The organism is Mycolicibacterium lacusdiani (assembly GCF_021916785.1).
In the GTDB taxonomy this organism is placed as follows: domain Bacteria; phylum Actinomycetota; class Actinomycetes; order Mycobacteriales; family Mycobacteriaceae; genus Mycobacterium; species Mycobacterium lacusdiani.
Genome location: NZ_JAKCFC010000002.1, coordinates 770,507 through 787,620 on the forward strand (window position 1 = coordinate 770,507; position 17,114 = coordinate 787,620).

Genomic DNA, 17,114 nt, shown 5'->3' on the forward strand with positions numbered 1-17,114 from the left:
CGCGCTGACTGGTAGGCGTCGATTCCGCGTGGCGGCTCGTGGCCGATTCGAGCGCTGATTCCGTAGCCCCGGCTAACCCCGGCGTTTTCTGGTGCTGGGGTTTGGGTATTGACAGCACATCGGACGCGGTTCGACGGAAGCGAAGGTCATGGAAACGAAGTCTCGGACACCGGAGTCGAAACTGGATGGGGTCACCTACGTGATCGCCACGGTATCGGCGTTCCTGATGTTCGTCGCCGTGATCTCGGCCGCCGTCGTCTACTTCATCGGATCGACTCTGCCCTACGCGGTCTAGCCGCTGCCGCGCAGTCGCCCGATCGGGCTCGACGCCAACTGCTCGAGCAGGTCCCGTGGGTTGTCGTAGACGGCGATCGCGCCGGCGTCCTCCAGTTCCTTGCGGCCGATGCCTCCACTGGCGAAGGCGATGCACTCGACCCCGGCGCGACTGGCTGCCGTGATGTCCCAGATCGTGTCCCCGACGAACACGGCCTGCTCGGCGGGCACATCTGCGCGCTCGAGCGCCTTCTCGACGATGTCGGGCCGCGGCTTCGCGGTCTCGACGTCTTCGGACGATGTCACCGCCGACAGGATGTCCTCCCGATCGAGCACGTCTCGAAGGATGGCCAGCTCGTCCTCCGGCGCCGACGTCGCGAGCACCACCTGCAGGCCCATGTCGGCGACGGCGTCGAGGAGTTCACGTCCGCCGGCGAGGGGACGGATGAGCGGCGCGGTCTCCTTGTAGAACGTCCCGTGGAGTTCCTTGGCCCGCGGCGCCTGATCGGCGGACTCGTCGGGGACCAACTCGTCGAGCAGGGATTCGCCGTCCATGCCGATCCGGTGGTGGATGCGCCACGACTCGACGTCGATGCCGACCTCCGAGAACGCCCGTAGCCAGGCGTGGACGTGGAGGTAGTTGCTGTCGACGAGGGTTCCGTCGATGTCGAAGAGGACGGCGGGATTGGGCATGGGTGGCGGGGTTCCCCGCGCTGGAGATGCGAAACGGCAGTGGGCGTTGGTGACACAACGGTGAACGCGGTCGCCCGGCCGTTTTGACGGTTCGGCCGCGGGTATCCGATCGACTGTGGCGGCGCGCTTTGGAGATGCGGCGCCGGAAGTGAGGTGGACGATGGGTGATACGTCGCACGATCCGATCGATCACGCCCGAACGACGCGTCAGCACGCGGGCGAGACGATGAAGAACGGTGTGAACGCACCGGGGTTGGTGACGATGGCCGTAGGCGTCGTCGCGTTGGTCGTCGGCCTGGCGTCGTTCGCGTCCGGCAACGTGGCGACCGGCGCCGTGTGCGCGGGCATTGCGGTGCTCGCGTGGATCGTGGGGGGATCGTGGTTGTGGCTGACCCACCGTCGTGTTCGGCAGCAGGAACTTCGCTGGGCCGAGCAGCATCCCCACGCAGAGGCTCAGCCCCCGACGAGTTGAGGTACTCGACATGGCGAGAGAACGTTCCACCAAGAGCTACTGGTTGCCACTGCTAGGACTGTCGTCGGTGATCGCCGGCGTGGTCGCCGTCGGTCTGATGTTGACGGCTGCCGGCGGCGGGGCGGGATGGGCTTCACCCGTGGTGCTCACCGTGCTGTCGGTCGTGCTGATCGCCGGTGGATTCTGGATGTTCGCCTCGGGCGGCAAGGGCCACGGCGGATGGCGCCAGGCCAAGCTGGATCGCGAGCAGGAGCGCGCCTACCGCGACGAGTTCTCAGCCCCGGGGGACCAACCTGAGGTGAGTCGGTGGCGGCGACGCCGCCGCGTTGATCGCAGCCTCGAGTGATCGCGCGACCGGCAGGCCACCTGCCGGGTCGCAGATCCGCAGTATCCGGTCCACTTCGGATCCGGACACCACCACCAGAGTGACCCCACGCCGCGAGCACGTGACGTTGATGCGGTGCAGGACGGAGAAGCCCTGCGTGCCGAAGAAGGTCAACTCACGCAGGTCGAGGATGAGCTTTCCCGCGTCTTCGAGGTTGGCGTCGACGTAGTCGGAGAGGTCGGACGCGTTGGCCGCGTCGATCTCGCCTGCGACCCCGTGCAAGGTCGTCGAGGTGCCGATCGGGCAGGACGTGAACGACGCTTCGTGCGGGCGAATGGGCGCGCCACGTGTGGCATTGGGTGCGATGGACACGGTGAACTCCAAGGGGGATTGGGAGTCACGTCACGGGAATGGGCCCTGTTGGCTTAAAGCCACCGCTCGCAGTTCTTGCCGGGCGTCGAATGACGTTTGGACGGCTGTGCCCTCAACCTGACCTCGACTGTATTACGCGGGAGGACCCCGGACAATGGCTTTTCCGCACTCTGACACCGCCTGGCTGTCGAGATCCCGCCGCCGCCGCCGACGGGCAAGTGAACTTCGGTGTTTTCTCAGCCGACGCCTCGGGTATTCGTTCCTTACCCGACGAGAGGCGAGGCCCGCAATGGGCAAGACCAACACGATGCAGGACCGCGAGATGCGGCGAACGGTCACCATCTTCTTGACGATCTCCTTCGCCGTGGTCTTCGCTTCGGTGACCGCCGCGATCCTCGCGCGCACGGCCGACCCGGTTCCGACCGCGTCGCCAGTGCAGCAGCAGGTCCAGAACGCCGCGATCCCGCACGTCGAGCAGTCGATCAGCCATGAGGGGAGGCTGATCGACGTCACGCCCACCTCGGTCACCGCGCAGGGTGTCGACGGCGTGGCCCGCACCTACGTCGTGAACGCCGATACCAACGCGATCACGGCGGCCGGTAGCCAGATCGGCGATACCGGCGCCTTCACCGTGAACGACGAAGTGGCGATCGTGGGCGTGGTCCGGGACGGAACCGCCGTCGCGACGGCTGTGGCCCACCGCGAGGTGACCGCACTGAACGGTCCACCGATGGATGCCGTCACTCCCTGACATGGCTGCGCGGAACCCGTAGCCTCGGGGCGTGACGGGAACCGATGCCGTCAGCGTCGACGAGCTGGCTGAACTGGCATTCTTCGCTGGTTGTCCCACCGAATCCCTGGGTCCGCTGGCGGCTCGCCTTAGACCGTTGAGCGCCGCCCCAGGCCAGGTGCTGATGCGCCAGGGCGAGCAGGCCGTCTCCTTCCTCCTGATCCAGTCGGGGTATGCCGAGGTATCGCACGCGAACGTCGACGGCGACTCCAGCGTCGCGACCGTCGGACCCGGCCTCATCGTCGGCGAGATCGCGTTGCTGCGAGACGCCCCGCGTACGGCGACCGTGACCGCCATCGACGGCCTCACCGGGTGGGTCGGGGGACGCGAGGCGTTCGCGACGATGCTCGAAGCGCCGGCCATGATGGACTCCCTCGTCCGGACCGCCCGGCAGCGGCTCGCGGCCTACGTCGCGCCGATCCCGGTGACGATGCGCGACGGCACCGTGCTGTTCCTGCGGCCGGTCCTCCCCGGCGACAACGAACGCCTGGTGCACGGTCCCGTGCAGTTCTCGAGCGAGACGCTGTACCGGCGCTTCCAATCCACCCGCACGCCGACTGCCCGGCTGATGAGCTACCTGTTCGAGGTGGACTACGTCGACCACTTCGTGTGGGTGCTGACCGACGGCGCCGCAGGTCCGATCGTCGCAGATGCGCGGTTCGTGCGCGAGGAGGGCCAGCCGGCGGTCGCGGAGGTCGCGTTCATCGTCGGCGACGACTACCAGGGCCGCGGGATCGGGTCGTTCCTGATGGACGCCCTGGCCGTCGCGGCGCACGGTGACGGCGTTCGGCAGTTCACCGCACGCGTGCTGGCCGACAATTACGCGATGCGCGCGATCCTCAACCGGTATGGCGCGCGCTGGCATCGCGACGACCTCGGGGTGGTGACTACGGTGATAGACGTGCCCACACTCCGCGAGACGTCGCTCACCCCGGTGCAGTACCGCGAGATCCATTCTCTCGCACGCCAAGTCATGCGGGCGCTGGGCTGATGACGCAGTCGGCAGGCCGGCGACCGCCGCTGAACAAGGACACCCTGCTGTGCATCTCGCTGGCCGCGAGACCGAGCAACATCGGCACGCGGTTCCACAACCATCTCTACGACGTGCTGGGCCTGGACTTCGTCTACAAGGCGTTCACCACCACCGACATCGCCGCGGCGATCGGCGGCGTGCGTGCGCTCGGCATCCGCGGGTGTTCGGTGTCGATGCCGTTCAAGGAAGACGTCCTCGCCCTGGTCGACGAGGTCGAGCCCTCGGCCAGGGCCATCCACTCGGTCAACACCATCGTCAACGACGTGTCCGTCCCGGGTGGCCATCTGACCGCGTCGAACACCGATTACCTTGCGGTGCAACGGCTCATCGCCGAACACCGTCTCGACCCCGGCGGCACGGTGCTGATCCGGGGCAGCGGCGGAATGGCCAACGCGGTCGGTGCGGCCTTCCGCGACAGCGGCTTCACCTCTGGTCTCATCGTCGCGCGCAACGTCGACACCGGTGGAGCGCTGGCCGATCGCCTCGGCTACGAGTACGCACCCGACGTGGGTGACCGCACCGCATCGGTGATCGTCAACGTCACGCCGATCGGGATGGCGGGTGGCGCCGAGGCGTCGCAGTGCGCGTTCGACCCAGCGACCATCGCCGCCGCGGCCACGGTGTTCGACGTGGTGGCCCTGCCGTCGGAGACGCCGCTGATCACCGCGGCGCGGGACGCAGGCACCGCCGTCGTCACCGGTGCGGAGGTGATCGCCCTGCAGGCCGCCGAGCAGTTCGAGCGCTACACCGGGGTGCGGCCGACCGACGAGCAGGTCGCCGAGGCGTCGGAGATCTCGCGGGCCTGATCGGCTACGTGGTGATGACCGTCTTGTCGTCGATGGTGGTCGTGGCGTCCATCAGCGGTCCCATCTGATCCTCGAGACCGTCGGCGTTCACCTGCAGCACGAACAGGTCGGGGCCCGACGGGATCAGGACGGTCTTCTGGGCGATCATCCGCTTCACGCCGTCACGGAGGTAGCTGCCGCCCACCTGGTAGGCCTCGAAACCGCCCAACTCGTCCTTCTTGGCGTCGCCGCCTTCGAACCCCGGGAGGTTCTGCAGCTCGCCAGGGGCATACTCGGCGATCTTCGCCGGGTCGACGTCTCCGGTCAGCTTGGACATCAGCGCCACGATCGTGGGCGGATCGGCCGCCATCGCGGGATCGCCGGTGAAGACCATTGCGGAGTAGGCGAATTGCGGGGTCTTGGGCCCCGCGTCCTGCCAACCGGCCGGCACGGGCAGGTCGACCGTCGGCGTACCCGGCTGGCCCCTCTTGACCGGCGTCTCGGTGATGCCGTTCGCCTTGATGTAGTCGGCGATCGTCTCGCGCTTGCCTGCGGGCGCCGCACTGGTCTCGGGCGCGCTGCTCTCGGCGCTACTGCTCGACGCACTGCTGCTCTCCGACGAGGAGGAGGACGTCGCCTGCGTCTCGGAGTCGGACCCGCACCCGGCGAGGGCCAGGGCCAACGCGACAGCTGCGACGACGGGGCCTGCGGCCTTCGTGGGCGTGTTCATTCTCAAGGATCTCCTGTCGTGGGAAAGCAGCATGAGCCTACGGACGGACGTGCCAAAGCGCTCGAAATTGACGTCCAGGGGTCAGAAGCCGACGTCTCGCGTCGCAAACGATCCCGTGACGTCGCCCGCCAGCGTCTCGTCATACGGATCGATCACCCGCGTCGGTGCGCCTTCTGCGAAGTCGAGGCCGCTCAGCCGAACCCACAGCGTGCTGGGGCTGGTGGTGAGTTCGAAGAAGTAGACGAGGTGCGTGAGGTCGCAGACCGTGCGGTACTCGGTGTTGTACACGCCGAACTCGCCGTAGGGCGCGCCGAACGGAACCGACACGTTGCGCATGATCGCGAGAACGCTGGCCACGGCCTGGCGCTCCGTCGACGGCTCGGGAAGCAGTGCTGCGTAATACGCGGCGCGCTGGAACCGGTCGACCGGGTTCACGTTTCCGGGCAGGGGCATGTCGCGGCTGGGATGGGAGAAGTCGCGGGCCGCGAGCAGCCCGAGTTGCTCGTCGTACGTGGGGTCGTTGGTCATCAGCCTGAACTCGCGTCCGTGGTGCACCACGAGTTCTCCCCCGTCGAGTTCGAGGATGGCGCTGTCGCCGGTCGGGTCCTCGACCGCCAGGTGCAGGGTGGCGTCGTGCCCGTTCGCACCGACCATGACCAGCTGCACGTCCGTCATCAGGGTCAATGCCTCGGCAACCGTTGCGGCCTGGTCGAGCAAGTACTGCGCCCACAGCCCGGTGTGGAGCCCCGGTCGCCGCGGGTCGCGGGTTCCGACGTCGGTGGACTTGAGATAGAGCGCATGGACCGCCAGGCCCTTCTCGTTGATCCCGTCGACGGTGCCGAGACCGTAGACGGTCGCGACCAGGCTTCCGTGAATGCTGGTCCAGCGCAGCGGATTCTCGGCCACCACCACCTCGGTGAGCAGTCGGCCACCGTCGCGTGCGCGACCACGCGGAAACGACGTGAGCAATGGCTCAGTCGACTCGGGCCAATCCATGCTCCGCCCCGCCAGCACTGCTAACGCGTTGTCGTTCCACAGGACTCGCGTACACACTGTTGGGAACCTCCTCGAGGATTCGAGGCGCGTGTCCTCGGCCGGCATTGGTCCCACGCCACAGTAGCCGTGGTATCAAGGCGGCGTGCGCATCTTCGCGGCCGCCTTGGTGCTGACGCTGTGCGCGGGGTGTGGCGAATCCGAGCCGCCAGCGCCTCCGTCCACTTCCGGGGCAGCCGCGGCGCCTTCGACGGTGAACACGGTGATCGACCCCGCGAAGGTTGGTCGGACGCGCACCGCGCTACCCCCGGGGTTCGAGGTGGCCGACGTGACGGGGCGCGTCGCGCCGGTGGCGATGTGGGGACTCGGCGCGCAGTGGACGGCCGAACCGTCGGCGTGCGGCGTGCTGGCCGATCCGCCGGTGGACCCCGTATCGGTGCGGGGCTGGTCGGCGTCGGGTCCGGGGGCCATCGTCTACGTCGTCGCGGCGGCGGCGCCGGTCGGGCCCGACGACGTCGCGCGTGCCGAGTGCGGCGAGTTCGCGGTGCTGGCCGGACACACCTCGGGAACGGTGTCGATGGTGGACGCGCCGCCCATCGACGACGCGCAGACGCTCACACTGCGCGCCGACACCGTCACCGTGGTCGAAGGCAGCACCGAAACGCGCTCGAACGCAGACACCTTCACCGCATACCTGCCCGGTCACGTCGCCTACGTCACGGTCGTCACCGACCCGGGATCGGCGGAGCCGGGCCTGCCCGCCGACTTCGGCGCGACGCTGCTGAGCAGCACCGTGTCGGCGTTGCGGGGTGCCGCACCCGCCGGCGGGTAGATTGGCGCCGATGTCTCGGACCCCGCTCGTGCTCCTGTCCGCCCTGCTGCTGGCCGCATGCGCCGCTTGTTCCGGCGGGTCGGCGTCGTCCGGTGACGAGTCGGAGGGCGACATCGCGAAGGTGCTCGACCTGAAGTCGGCGTTCGGCCCGGAGTTCAAGGTGTCCACCGTGAACCCCACCGGCGTCGACCCGCGTCTGCTTGCGCCGCAGGCACTTCCGCCGGGCATCAGATTCGACCCGCCCGCCTGCGGGAAGTTCGCGACCGGCCTGCAGGTGCCGCCGGGGCTGAAGGGCAACATGGCCGCCGTCACCGCGGAGGGCGCGGGCAACCGGTTCATCGCGATCGCCGTCGAGACGTCCGAGGCGGTGCCGCTGCCGGAGCCGGGCGCGGACTGTCAGAAGGTGGCGTTCGCCGGAACGGGTGCGCGCGGCCTGGTCGAGGTGGCCGAGGCGCCGGCCATCGAGGACGTGCGGACCACGGGCACCCACCGCGTCGTGCAGACCGTGGTGAACGGCAAGCCGGCCTCCGGCGAGCTGTACAACTACGTCGCGACCTTCGGGTCGTTCCTGGTGATCGTCACAGCGAACCCACTCGTCGTACCGAATCAGCCCGTCGTGCCGGTGGACACCAAGCGTGCCCGCGACCTGGTGGTTACCGCCGTCGAGGACGTCCGCGGGGCCTAGCGGACGTCGCGGGCCCGGAACTGGATGCTGATCCGCGGGCCGGTCGGCTTGGTGGTCTTGGGCACCGCGTGCTCCCAGGTGCGCTGGCACGACCCGCCCATGACGAGCAGGTCGCCGTGCGCCTGGGGCAGGCGCAGCGAGCGGCCACCGGAGCGGGGCCGCATCGCGAAAGCCCTTGTCGCGCCCAGGCTCACGATCGCCACCATCGTGTCCTCGGAGCGGCTGCGGCCGATGTCGTCGCCATGCCAGGCGACGCTGTCCGACTCGTCGCGATACAGGCAGAGTCCGGCGGTGGTGAACGGCTCGCCGAGTTCGCGGGCGTAGATGTCGTTGAGCCGCACGCGCAGCTTCGCGAGCGCAGGGTGCGGAGCGGGCCCGGCTAGTAGGTCGTGGAAGCTGACGAGGCGGGGCACGTCGAGCACGCGGTCGTACATCTGCCTGCGCTCGGCGCGCCACGGGATGGCCTCGAGCAGTTCGCCGAACCACTCGTCGTGGCCGGTCAGCCAACCGGCCCGGACGTCTATCCAGGCGCCGTCACCGAGATCTCGCCGGTCGGTGCAATCGAACAGCGAGGTCTGAACCGGCATCGCGCTTCCAGCCACGGTTTCGATCCTATCGCACAGGCGTTCGATGTCATAGGTTCGCAGCCCCCGGTCCCCGCTGAGCCAGGACGTCGCCCGGGTTGGCCAGCGAGCACGCCTTGAGGCTGAGACAACCGCAGCCGATGCAGCCGGAGAGGTTGTCGCGCAACCGCTGCAGGTGCAGGATCCGTTCGTCGAGGTCCTCCCGCCAGCCGGCCGACAGGCGCGCCCAGTCCTTGCTGGTGGGCACGCGGTCGGTGGGCAGCGTGGACAGCGCCTCCCGGATGCGGGCCAGCGGGATGCCGAGCCGCTGCGACATCCGGATGAACGCGACGCGCCGGATCGTCTCGCGGGCGTATCGGCGCTGGTTGCCGGTGGTTCGCCTGCTGACGATCAGGCCTTCGCGTTCGTAGAAGTGCAGTGCCGACACCGCCACGCCGCTGCGCCGCGACAGCTCGCCAGGGCTCAGTTCGAGCGTCTCCATGACCTCAACGATAGTTGAGGTGCCGCGTTGGAAGGACGACGAAGTGCCCTGGGCGTACGGTGCTAGACGTGACTGAGACGCTGCTGGGAGCGGATTCCGAGGTCGGCACGCTCCGGGTGGTGATCCTGCACAGGCCCGGCGCCGAATTGCAGCGCCTCACGCCGCGCAACAACGACAAGCTGCTGTTCGACGGATTGCCGTGGGTGGCACGTGCGCAGCAGGAGCACGACGCGTTCGCCGATCTGCTGCGCTCGCGCGGTGTCGAGGTGCTGCTGGTCGCCGATCTGCTCAGCGAGGCGCTTGCCAGCGGCGCGGCGCGGATGCACGGCATCTCGGCCGCGGTCGACGCCCGCAGGCTCGGACTGCCCCTGGCGCAAGAACTCTCGGTGTACCTGCGCACGCTGGACGCCGGCGCGCTGGCCCACGTGCTGATGGCGGGCATGACGTTCAACGAGCTGCCGTTCGACGAGATCGAGCTGTCGCTGGTCCGGCGCATGCACCACGGTGGCGACTTCGTGATCGACCCGCTGCCGAATCTGCTGTTCACCAGGGATTCGTCGTTCTGGATCGGGGCGCGGGTGGCGATCACGTCGCTGGCGTTGCCCGCCCGCGTGCGCGAGACGTCGCTGACCGACCTGATCTATGCGCACCACCCGCGGTTCCTCGGCGTGCGGCGGGCGTACGAGTCGCGCTCCGCTCCGGTCGAGGGCGGTGACGTGTTGCTGCTGGCGCCGGGCGTGGTGGCCGTCGGGGTGGGGGAGCGCACGACGCCCGCCGGAGCGGAGGCGTTGGCGCGCACCCTGTTCGACGACGACCTCGCGCATACCGTGCTGGCAGTGCCGATCGCCCAGGAGCGGGCGCAGATGCACCTCGACACGGTGTGCACCATGGTCGACCACGACGCCGTCGTCATGTACCCGAACATCGTCGACTCGTTGTCGGCGTTCACGATCCACCGCACGGGCAGCGGGGTGAAGATCGACGGCGCCGCCCCGTTCGTGAAGGCGGCAGCGGATGCGATGGGAATCGGCAAGCTGCGCGTCATCGACACCGGCCTGGACCCCGTGACGGCCGAGCGCGAGCAGTGGGACGACGGCAACAACACCCTGGCACTGGCGCCCGGCGTCGTCGTCGCCTACGAGCGCAACGCGGAAACCAATGCGCGGCTTGCGGATTCGGGCATCGAGGTGCTGCCGATCTCCGCGTCCGAGCTGGGCACCGGCCGCGGCGGCCCGAGGTGCATGTCGTGCCCGGTGGCGCGCGACCCGCTTTGATTCCTCGCGAGATCTACACCACTGTCGTCGATCTGCCGCTGATCACGACGCTGGTGTAGATCTCGCGAGCGGAAACCACCGCCGACGCTCGGCTGCTTCCCGAATGCGCTGCAGTATGAAGCCCTTGCCGTGCTCCTTGACGACGTGAATGTCCAGCCAGCCCTGGCGCTCGACCATCGCGTTGCGCCCGATGTCGTGCACGAAGCGCTGACGGTCGGTCTGGTGCTGCTGACCGTCGTAGTCCAGCCCGATCTTGGGTTCGTCCCAGCCCATGTCGAGAAACGCCTCGGTGTTGCCGTCGTGCACGCGGATCTGGGTCCGAGGCCGCGGGTATCCGGCATCGATTGCGAGCAGACGTAGCCACGTCTCCATCGGTGACTGCGCCCCGCCGTCCATGAGGTCCAGCGCAATGCGGGCGCGCTTCATCCCCCTGGCGCCGCGATATCGCTCGACGAGCGGTGCCACGTCCTCGCCCGTGATGCCAGTCGCCGCCGCCAGCGCATCGAGGTACTTGACGGCAGTGTCACGCGCGAAGTGCCTGGCGAGGTCCAGCGCCGTCCGCGTGGGCGTCGTGACCGACAGGTCGTCGATCATGCACACCTCGTCCCAGTCGATGCGCTGGTTGCGGATCAGCACCCCTGGTCGAGGGCGACCCTGCGGGGCGATCATCTCGATCGGCGTATCGGGGATCACCCACAGCGCCCCGTGCAGTGCGGCGGCCGCACGGCCGGACACGATGCCGCGGCGATCGGTCCACAGCCAGGCGGCGTATGCGTCGAGTTGGATCGACGACGCGGCGTCACGCGGCACGTAGATGCGCGGGTGGACGGCTCTGTACCGCCACCGCAACTGGCCCGGCGTGAGGCCGCCGTCGAGTAGCTCACTGCCGACGAATGCTCGTTCCATGAACCGGATGCTGGTGGCCGCACCCGACAGAACCCGCCGGTTCTCGCGACGTCTACCCCACGGTTGTGGATAACTCCTGGAGCACGACGCTGGTGTAGACGTCGCGGGAACTCAGTGCCAAGCCCCTAGCGCCAGGACGGCAACCAGATCTGCATGTTCCAGGTCGCCTGGGAGATTGGCAGCCCCGTGAGGATCGGGAACAGCCAGGCGAAGTTCGTGATGACCAGCGCGACGTAGAAGCACACCGCGAGCAGGCCCAGCGTTCGCCGCTCTCGGTTCTGTCGAGGCGCGTACAGGACGTCGCCGAGGATCAGCGCGATCGCCATCACCAGGAACGGGGCCATCGGCGCGGCGTAGAAGAAGTACATCTGCCGGTCGATGTCGGCGAACCACGGCAGGTAGCCCGCGAAGTAGCCGACCAGGACCACGCCGTAGCGCCAGTCGCGCTTGACGACCGCGCGCCACAGCGCCCAGCCCAGCACCGGCACCGCGAGGAACCACATCGCGGGCGTGCCGACGAGCATCACGGCCTTCACGCAGGACTGCGCGCCGCAGCCGCCCACTTCCTGCTGGTCGATTGCGTACAGCACCGGCCGGAGCGACATCGGCCACGTCCACGGCTTCGACTCCCACGGATGGTGGTTGCCCGCGGCATTCGTCAGCTCCGAGTGGAACGTGAACACCGAGTACATGTAGTGCCAGAGCGAGCGAATGGCGTTGGGCAGCAGACCATCGTCGCCGATGGTGCGGCCCTCCTCGTGGCGGTACACCCCGGTCTCGGACGCGAACCACGGCGCATACGCCGCCAGGTACACCAGCACCGGGATGAGGCCCATCGCGTACGCCGTCGGGCCGAGGTCGCGTCGCAGCGTCCCCACCCACGGCCGCGGCACCCGGTACTGCCGACGCGCGGCGACGTCGAACGCCAGCGTCATCAGCCCGAAGAAGAGGATGAAGTACAGGCCCGACCACTTCGTCGCGAAGCCGAGCCCGAGCAGTACGCCCGCGCCGAACCGCCACCAGCGCACGCCGAGCCGCGGGCCGAATGCCGTCTCACCGATCCGGCCCTCGAGTAGTGCGACGTGCATCCGCTCGCGCATCTGGTCCCTGTCGACGATCAGCGCCCCGAACGCCGCCACCACGAACGTCACGAGGAACACGTCGAGAAGTGCCGTACGCGCCGTCACGAAGCTGACGCCGTCGGCGATGATCAGCAGCCCGGCGATGCCGCCGATCAGCGTCGACCGCGTGATCCGACGGACGATGCGCGCCACCAGCAGCACGATGATCACGCCGCACACGGCTCCGCTGAACCGCCAGCCCAGCCCGTTGTAGCCGAAGATCGCCTCGCCGATGGCCATCAACTGCTTGCCCACCGGCGGGTGCACCACCAAGCCGTAGCCGGGGTTGTCCTCGACGCCGTGGTTGCCCAGGACCTGGTAGGCCTGCGGCGCGTAGTGCTTCTCGTCGAAGATCGGCGTGCCCGCGTCGGTGGGCGAGCCGAGGTTGATGAAGCGCGTGATCGCCGCGAGCGCGGTGATGACCGCGGTCATGATCCAGCCCTGCATCCGGTCGAGCGGCCCGAAGTCGGGCGTCGGCATCAGCGGCGCCGGGCTGATCACCGGCACGGTGCGCTCGGCGGGCGGGGCGGTCACGCATGCGATCGTAGGCTGTTGCCTGTGACCGGAGGCCGCCTGCTGCTCGCAGCAACACCGTTGGGGCAGGTCGGCGACGCTTCGGCACGCCTGATCGAGGCGCTGGCCACCGCCGACGTCATCGCCGCGGAGGACACCCGCCGGATCAGGGTGCTCGCCCACTCGCTGGAGGTGAAGCCGGCGGGCCGGATCGTCAGCTTCTTCGATCAGAACGAGGCGGCGCGGGTGCAGGGTCTCGTCGACGACGTGGCCGGGGGAGCGACGGTGCTCGTCGTCAGCGACGCGGGCATGCCGCTGATCAGCGACCCCGGGTACCGGCTGGTGGCCGCCTGCGCCGCGGCCGGGCTGACGGTCAGTTGTCTGCCCGGCCCCTCGGCGGTGACGACGGCGCTGGCGGTGTCCGGTCTGCCGTCGGACCGGTTCTGCTTCGACGGCTTCGCCCCGCGCAAGCACGCCGCCCGCCTCACGTGGTTCAAGGCCCTGACCAACGAGCAGCGTACGTGCGTGTTCTTCGAGTCGCCGCGCCGTCTGGCGGAGTGCCTGCGCGACGCCGCCGACGTGCTCGGCGCCGATCGCCGCGCGGTCGTCTGCCGCGAACTCACCAAGACCCACGAGGAGGTCAAGCGCGGGACGCTCGGTGACCTCGCAGAGTGGGCGGCCGAGGGCGTGCTTGGCGAGATCACCGTCGTGCTCGCCGGCGCGCAACCGCGGGCCGACGTCGACACCCTGGTGACCCTGGTGCAGGCCAGGGTCGACGACGGCATGCGGGTCAAGGACGCGTGCGCCGAGGTGGTCGAGGCGACGCCGGGTGCGCCGTCACGGCGCGAGCTGTACGACGCCGTGCTGCGGGCCCGCGGCTAGCGTCCGCCCGACGACCGGTGCCGCCTTGTGCAGGCATTCGTCCCACTCGTCGTCCGGATCCGAGTCAGCGGTGATACCGCCCCCCACGCCGAGAACTGCCGAGCCGCCGGCGTCGAACTCGACGGTCCGGATCGCGACGTTGAGTTCGCATCCCGCCACCGGGGAGGCGAATCCGACCGTCCCGCAGTAGATCCCGCGCGTCGCAGGCTCCCAGGTCCGAAGCAGTTCCCGCGCCCGCGTCTTCGGCGTCCCGGTCACCGACGCCGGTGGAAAAGTGGCGTCGAGCAGTGCGGCCATCGGCAGGTCGGCGTCGACGCGCGCCTCGACCGTCGACACCAGATGCCACACGCCCGGGGCGCGCCGAACGCTGAGCAGTTCGGGCACCGTCACCGATCCGGTGATCGCCACCCGGCCCAGATCGTTGCGCACCAGGTCGACGATCATCACGTTCTCCGCGACGTCCTTGATCGACTGCCGCAGCGCCGACGGCGGTCGCTCCAGCGGCAGGGTGCCCTTGATGGGGCTCGATGTGACGACTTCGCCGTGCCGGGACAGGAACAGCTCGGGTGACAGCGACGCCACCGCACCCCATTCGCCGGACAGGAACGCCGCGCGGGCGGGTGCGGTCCGGGCGACGGCGTCGGCGAACAGATCGACCGGCGATCCGTCGAGCTCGCCGGTGAACTGCGTGCACACGCAGGCCTGGTACACCTCGCCGGCTCGGATGGCCTCCAGACATGCCAGGACGCCGCGGCGGTGCGTGGCGCGATCCGGTGTACGCCAGTCGACGTGGTGGGGCAGAACCGGCGCCGGCGCTGCCAGCGCGTCGGTGATCCACGCGGGAGGCCCTGTGCCGAGCAGGCTTTCGTACCACCACTGGCCGTCGAGGTCCTGCCGCAGGACGCAATCCGTCCACCCGCCAGCTGCTCTCGGGATGCGGCCGTCCGCCGCGTCGCTACCCGCGTCGGGGTAGGACAGGTAACCGATCCACCCGCCGCCGACGGTGCCGTCACCCGCCCCCGGCGCGACGTCGAACACGTCGGCCGGATCCACCGGCAGCACCGCCACGCTGGGTACGATCACCGCGCGCGAGGCGAACCAGTCCCCGGTCAGTGCGGCAGGCGGTGGCAGACGGAGCCGCGTGGTCGCCGTTGTGAGTGCGCGCAGCACTACCGGGGCGCTCCCGGCACTCAGCGGCTCGACGTGCACCGCCTCAGCTTGTCAGACCCGCCCGATCGCGCGGGAGACCGTCACGCCCGCCAGCTTCTCCGGGTTGCGCATCGCGTAGAAGTTGGCGATCTTGCCGTCGACGATCTCGACCGACACCACGCCCTCCAACTTGTCGCCGGTGTACAGCACGAGCGCGGGTGCCCCGTTGTAGAACGCGGGTTCGGCGCGACCGTCGGGCCCGCCGAGCCGGATGAGGCCGACGATGAGCCGGGCGACGCTGTCGGCGCCGGACACCGGACGCCGTGCGGCGCTGACCTTTCCGTCGCTGTCGGCCGTCCACACCACGTCCGGTGCGAGCATGCCGATCAGCCCGTTGACGTCTCCGGTCGCGGCGGTGGCGAAGAACTGAGCGGTGATCTCCAAGGACGTCGCGGGGTCGACCGGCTCGAACCGTCGCCGTCTGGCCTGGACGTGTTCGCGTGCCCGGTGGGAGATTTGGCGAACCGCCGCAGGCGACTTCCCGATGGCCTCGGCGATCTCGCCGTGGTCGAAGCCGAACACCTCGCGCAGCACGAACACCGCACGCTCATCGGGGCTCAGCGTCTCCAGCACGACCATCATCGCCATCGAGACGGACTCGGCGAGTACCACGTCCGACGACGCGTCGCCTGCATCGACCAGCACGGGCTCGGGCAGCCACGGTCCGACGTACTCCTCGCGCCTGCGGGACTGCGCGCGCAGGGCGTTGAGGGCCTGACGGGTGACGAGCCGGGCGAGGTAGGCCTTGGTGTCCTCGACGGTGTCCAGGTCCACCTCGGCCCAGCGCAGGTACCCGTCCTGCAGCACGTCCTCGGCTTCGGTTGCGGCGCCCAGGATCTCGTAGGCGATCGTGAACAGCAGCGGCCGCAGCCGAGTGAACCGTTCGGCGTGCTCGTCGCTCATCGGACCGACGCGGTGTCGGCCTCCGCCAGCCGCTGCGCACGCTTGCCGCCCTTGAGCCAGAAGTACGAGCCCGGCTTGCGGGCCTCCTTGGCCAGGAACGAGATCGTGCCCTTGCACACCGCTTCCTTGACCGTGGCGGCAGCGCGGCCACCGATGTAGAGCGGCAGCACCCGATCGTCGGGGCGAGCCAACTGAATGGTGGCCGCGTTGCGCCCGAGGCTGATGCACTGGCCCGTGAACGCCTGATTGATCACCGCCGGCTCGGTTCCCGCGATCCGGCTCAGCACCGTGTTGGCGGCCTGCGCGCCGAGGGGCAGCGCGGCCTGGCAGCTCATCCGCAGCGGAGCGCCCGACGGCGCGGACGCATCTCCTGCGGCGACGATGAACGGATCGTCGACGCTGGTGAGCGTCTCGTCGGTGAGCAGCCGGCCGAGCCCGTCGGTCGTCAGGCCGCTGCGCCGCGCCAGGTCCGGCACCCCAAAGCCCGCCGTCCAGATCGTCACGGCACTGCGCAGTTCGCGCCCGTCGGACAGCACCACCGAGCCCTCGCGCACCTCGGTGACCTTCGAGCCGGGCCCGTCGACGACCGTGACGCCGAGGCGGCGCATCACCTTCGCGACCGACCTGCGGCCAGGGTTGCTCAGGTACGGCCCGAGCACGCCACCGCACAGCAGCGTCACCGCGTGCCCCTCTTCGGCCAACTCGGTGGCCATCTCGATGCCGGTCGGGCCCGCGCCCACCACGGCGACGGGCTCGCCCCGCCGGGTGCCCGCCACCGCGGCGCGCAGCGGCTCACCGTGCTCGAATTCGGAGACTGCATAGGCGAATTCGGCGGCGCCGGGCACGGTCGGCGCAGCGCCGGTGCTGCCGACGGCGTAGATCAGGTAGTCGTAGGCGACGGTGTCACCGGACGCGAGGGTGACGGTGCGCGCCGGGGCGTCGATCCGGACGGCCGAGTCGACCACCAGCCGGACGTCGGTGCCCAGCACGTCGGCGTAGTCGACGATTGCATCGTCGGAGCCCGTCACCAACTGGTGCAGCCGGATTCGCTCGACGAACACCGGGCGAGGGTTGATCAGCGTGACCGCGACGTCCGGATTGGTCCGCAGGTGATTGGCCGCGATGACGCCCGCGTATCCGCCGCCGATCACCACGACGTTGGTCTGCTTGCTCGTGGTCATGACTACTCCTCAGGGTCGTTCCGGCTGCGCTGCCGGTCTGACCTCAAGACACCCGTGACCGTCGAAGTGTGACACCT

21 protein-coding genes are annotated in these 17,114 nt (G+C 69.3%); 10 read left to right on the forward strand and 11 right to left on the reverse strand.

The annotated features are described in order from the left end of the window. Positions 1-148 precede the first annotated feature (148 nt). Positions 149-295 (forward strand): hypothetical protein, encoded by a 147-nt coding sequence (locus LOK44_RS08725; RefSeq protein ID WP_237569577.1) that lies wholly within the window; start codon positions 149-151, stop codon positions 293-295. Here LOK44_RS08725 and LOK44_RS08730 read toward each other — a convergent pair. After that, on the reverse strand, positions 292-966 hold the full coding sequence (locus LOK44_RS08730; protein WP_237569578.1) for an HAD family hydrolase: 675 nt from the start codon (positions 964-966) through the stop codon (positions 292-294). The genes LOK44_RS08725 and LOK44_RS08730 overlap by 4 nt on opposite strands. 160 nt (positions 967-1,126) lie before the next feature. Between LOK44_RS08730 and usfY the strand changes: the two genes are divergently transcribed. Then, complete coding sequence (gene usfY / locus LOK44_RS08735) at positions 1,127-1,438, forward strand: protein UsfY (protein WP_237569579.1); 312 nt, start codon at positions 1,127-1,129, stop codon at positions 1,436-1,438. 10 nt (positions 1,439-1,448) lie between these two features. Further along, positions 1,449-1,784, forward strand: a complete 336-nt coding sequence (locus LOK44_RS08740) for a hypothetical protein (protein WP_237569580.1) — start codon at positions 1,449-1,451, stop codon at positions 1,782-1,784. On the opposite strand, the gene LOK44_RS08745 is transcribed toward LOK44_RS08740, so the two are convergent. Further along, positions 1,713-2,135, reverse strand: a complete 423-nt coding sequence (locus LOK44_RS08745) for an STAS domain-containing protein (RefSeq protein WP_237569581.1) — start codon at positions 2,133-2,135, stop codon at positions 1,713-1,715. The two genes, LOK44_RS08740 and LOK44_RS08745, sit on opposite strands and share 72 nt — an antisense overlap. A gap of 289 nt (positions 2,136-2,424) precedes the next feature. On the opposite strand from LOK44_RS08745, the gene LOK44_RS08750 reads away from it, so the two are divergent. Genes LOK44_RS08750 through LOK44_RS08760 form a run of 3 tightly spaced genes read left to right on the forward strand, consistent with a single transcriptional unit; the run spans position 2,425 to position 4,764 of the window. Further along, entirely contained in the window at positions 2,425-2,886 is a 462-nt protein-coding gene (locus LOK44_RS08750) for a hypothetical protein (protein WP_237569582.1), read from the forward strand. Positions 2,887-2,917: 31 nt separating this feature from the next. Beyond that, positions 2,918-3,916 carry an acetyltransferase Pat gene (gene pat, locus LOK44_RS08755; protein ID WP_237569583.1) on the forward strand — a complete coding sequence of 333 codons (999 nt, stop codon included), beginning with the start codon at positions 2,918-2,920 and terminating at the stop codon, positions 3,914-3,916. Beyond that, the gene (locus LOK44_RS08760) at positions 3,916-4,764 is read left to right on the forward strand and encodes a shikimate 5-dehydrogenase (protein WP_237569584.1); all 849 of its coding nucleotides are present in this window, start codon (positions 3,916-3,918) and stop codon (positions 4,762-4,764) included. Before pat ends, LOK44_RS08760 begins: the two co-directional genes overlap by 1 nt. 4 nt (positions 4,765-4,768) lie before the next feature. Here LOK44_RS08760 and lpqN read toward each other — a convergent pair whose 3' ends face one another. Together lpqN and LOK44_RS08770 are read right to left on the reverse strand one after the other, a co-directional pair. Then, a complete protein-coding gene (gene lpqN / locus LOK44_RS08765; protein ID WP_237569585.1) occupies positions 4,769-5,473 on the reverse strand; it encodes an envelope biogenesis lipoprotein LpqN in 705 nt (234 codons plus the stop codon). A gap of 81 nt (positions 5,474-5,554) precedes the next feature. Continuing rightward, positions 5,555-6,526, reverse strand: coding sequence for a bile salt hydrolase (locus tag LOK44_RS08770; protein ID WP_237569586.1), 972 nt, complete (start codon positions 6,524-6,526; stop codon positions 5,555-5,557). 85 nt (positions 6,527-6,611) lie between these two features. On the opposite strand from LOK44_RS08770, the gene LOK44_RS08775 reads away from it, so the two are divergent. Then, positions 6,612-7,298 (forward strand): DUF5642 family protein, encoded by a 687-nt coding sequence (locus LOK44_RS08775; protein ID WP_237569587.1) that lies wholly within the window; start codon positions 6,612-6,614, stop codon positions 7,296-7,298. Between the two features lie 10 nt (positions 7,299-7,308). Further along, positions 7,309-7,983 carry a DUF5642 family protein gene (locus LOK44_RS08780; RefSeq protein ID WP_237569588.1) on the forward strand — a complete coding sequence of 225 codons (675 nt, stop codon included), beginning with the start codon at positions 7,309-7,311 and terminating at the stop codon, positions 7,981-7,983. On the opposite strand, the gene LOK44_RS08785 is transcribed toward LOK44_RS08780, so the two are convergent. Continuing rightward, the gene (locus LOK44_RS08785; RefSeq protein ID WP_237569799.1) at positions 7,980-8,570 is read right to left on the reverse strand and encodes an alpha-ketoglutarate-dependent dioxygenase AlkB; all 591 of its coding nucleotides are present in this window, start codon (positions 8,568-8,570) and stop codon (positions 7,980-7,982) included. The two genes, LOK44_RS08780 and LOK44_RS08785, sit on opposite strands and share 4 nt — an antisense overlap. A gap of 46 nt (positions 8,571-8,616) precedes the next feature. Further along, on the reverse strand, positions 8,617-9,048 hold the full coding sequence (gene soxR, locus LOK44_RS08790) for a redox-sensitive transcriptional activator SoxR (RefSeq protein WP_163922959.1): 432 nt from the start codon (positions 9,046-9,048) through the stop codon (positions 8,617-8,619). Between the two features lie 68 nt (positions 9,049-9,116). Here soxR and arcA point away from each other — a divergent pair, with 68 nt between their 5' ends. Further along, complete coding sequence (gene arcA, locus LOK44_RS08795; RefSeq protein ID WP_237569589.1) at positions 9,117-10,322, forward strand: arginine deiminase; 1,206 nt, start codon at positions 9,117-9,119, stop codon at positions 10,320-10,322. A gap of 42 nt (positions 10,323-10,364) precedes the next feature. Here arcA and LOK44_RS08800 read toward each other — a convergent pair whose 3' ends face one another. Then, positions 10,365-11,228 (reverse strand): type IV toxin-antitoxin system AbiEi family antitoxin, encoded by an 864-nt coding sequence (locus tag LOK44_RS08800; protein ID WP_237569590.1) that lies wholly within the window; start codon positions 11,226-11,228, stop codon positions 10,365-10,367. A gap of 125 nt (positions 11,229-11,353) precedes the next feature. Then, entirely contained in the window at positions 11,354-12,883 is a 1,530-nt protein-coding gene (locus LOK44_RS08805; protein ID WP_372481203.1) for a dolichyl-phosphate-mannose--protein mannosyltransferase, read from the reverse strand. Positions 12,884-12,907: 24 nt separating this feature from the next. Between LOK44_RS08805 and rsmI the strand changes: the two genes are divergently transcribed. Beyond that, the gene (rsmI, locus tag LOK44_RS08810) at positions 12,908-13,744 is read left to right on the forward strand and encodes a 16S rRNA (cytidine(1402)-2'-O)-methyltransferase (protein WP_237569591.1); all 837 of its coding nucleotides are present in this window, start codon (positions 12,908-12,910) and stop codon (positions 13,742-13,744) included. Here rsmI and LOK44_RS08815 read toward each other — a convergent pair. The 3 genes from LOK44_RS08815 to LOK44_RS08825 are packed head-to-tail and all read right to left on the reverse strand — an operon-like array spanning position 13,700 to position 17,037. Then, positions 13,700-14,953 carry an aminodeoxychorismate synthase component I gene (locus LOK44_RS08815; RefSeq protein WP_237569592.1) on the reverse strand — a complete coding sequence of 418 codons (1,254 nt, stop codon included), beginning with the start codon at positions 14,951-14,953 and terminating at the stop codon, positions 13,700-13,702. The two genes, rsmI and LOK44_RS08815, sit on opposite strands and share 45 nt — an antisense overlap. Positions 14,954-14,965: 12 nt before the next feature. Further along, positions 14,966-15,856 (reverse strand): RNA polymerase sigma-70 factor, encoded by an 891-nt coding sequence (locus tag LOK44_RS08820; protein ID WP_237569593.1) that lies wholly within the window; start codon positions 15,854-15,856, stop codon positions 14,966-14,968. Beyond that, entirely contained in the window at positions 15,853-17,037 is a 1,185-nt protein-coding gene (locus LOK44_RS08825) for an NAD(P)/FAD-dependent oxidoreductase (RefSeq protein ID WP_237569594.1), read from the reverse strand. Before LOK44_RS08825 ends, LOK44_RS08820 begins: the two co-directional genes overlap by 4 nt. Positions 17,038-17,114: the final 77 nt, after the last annotated feature.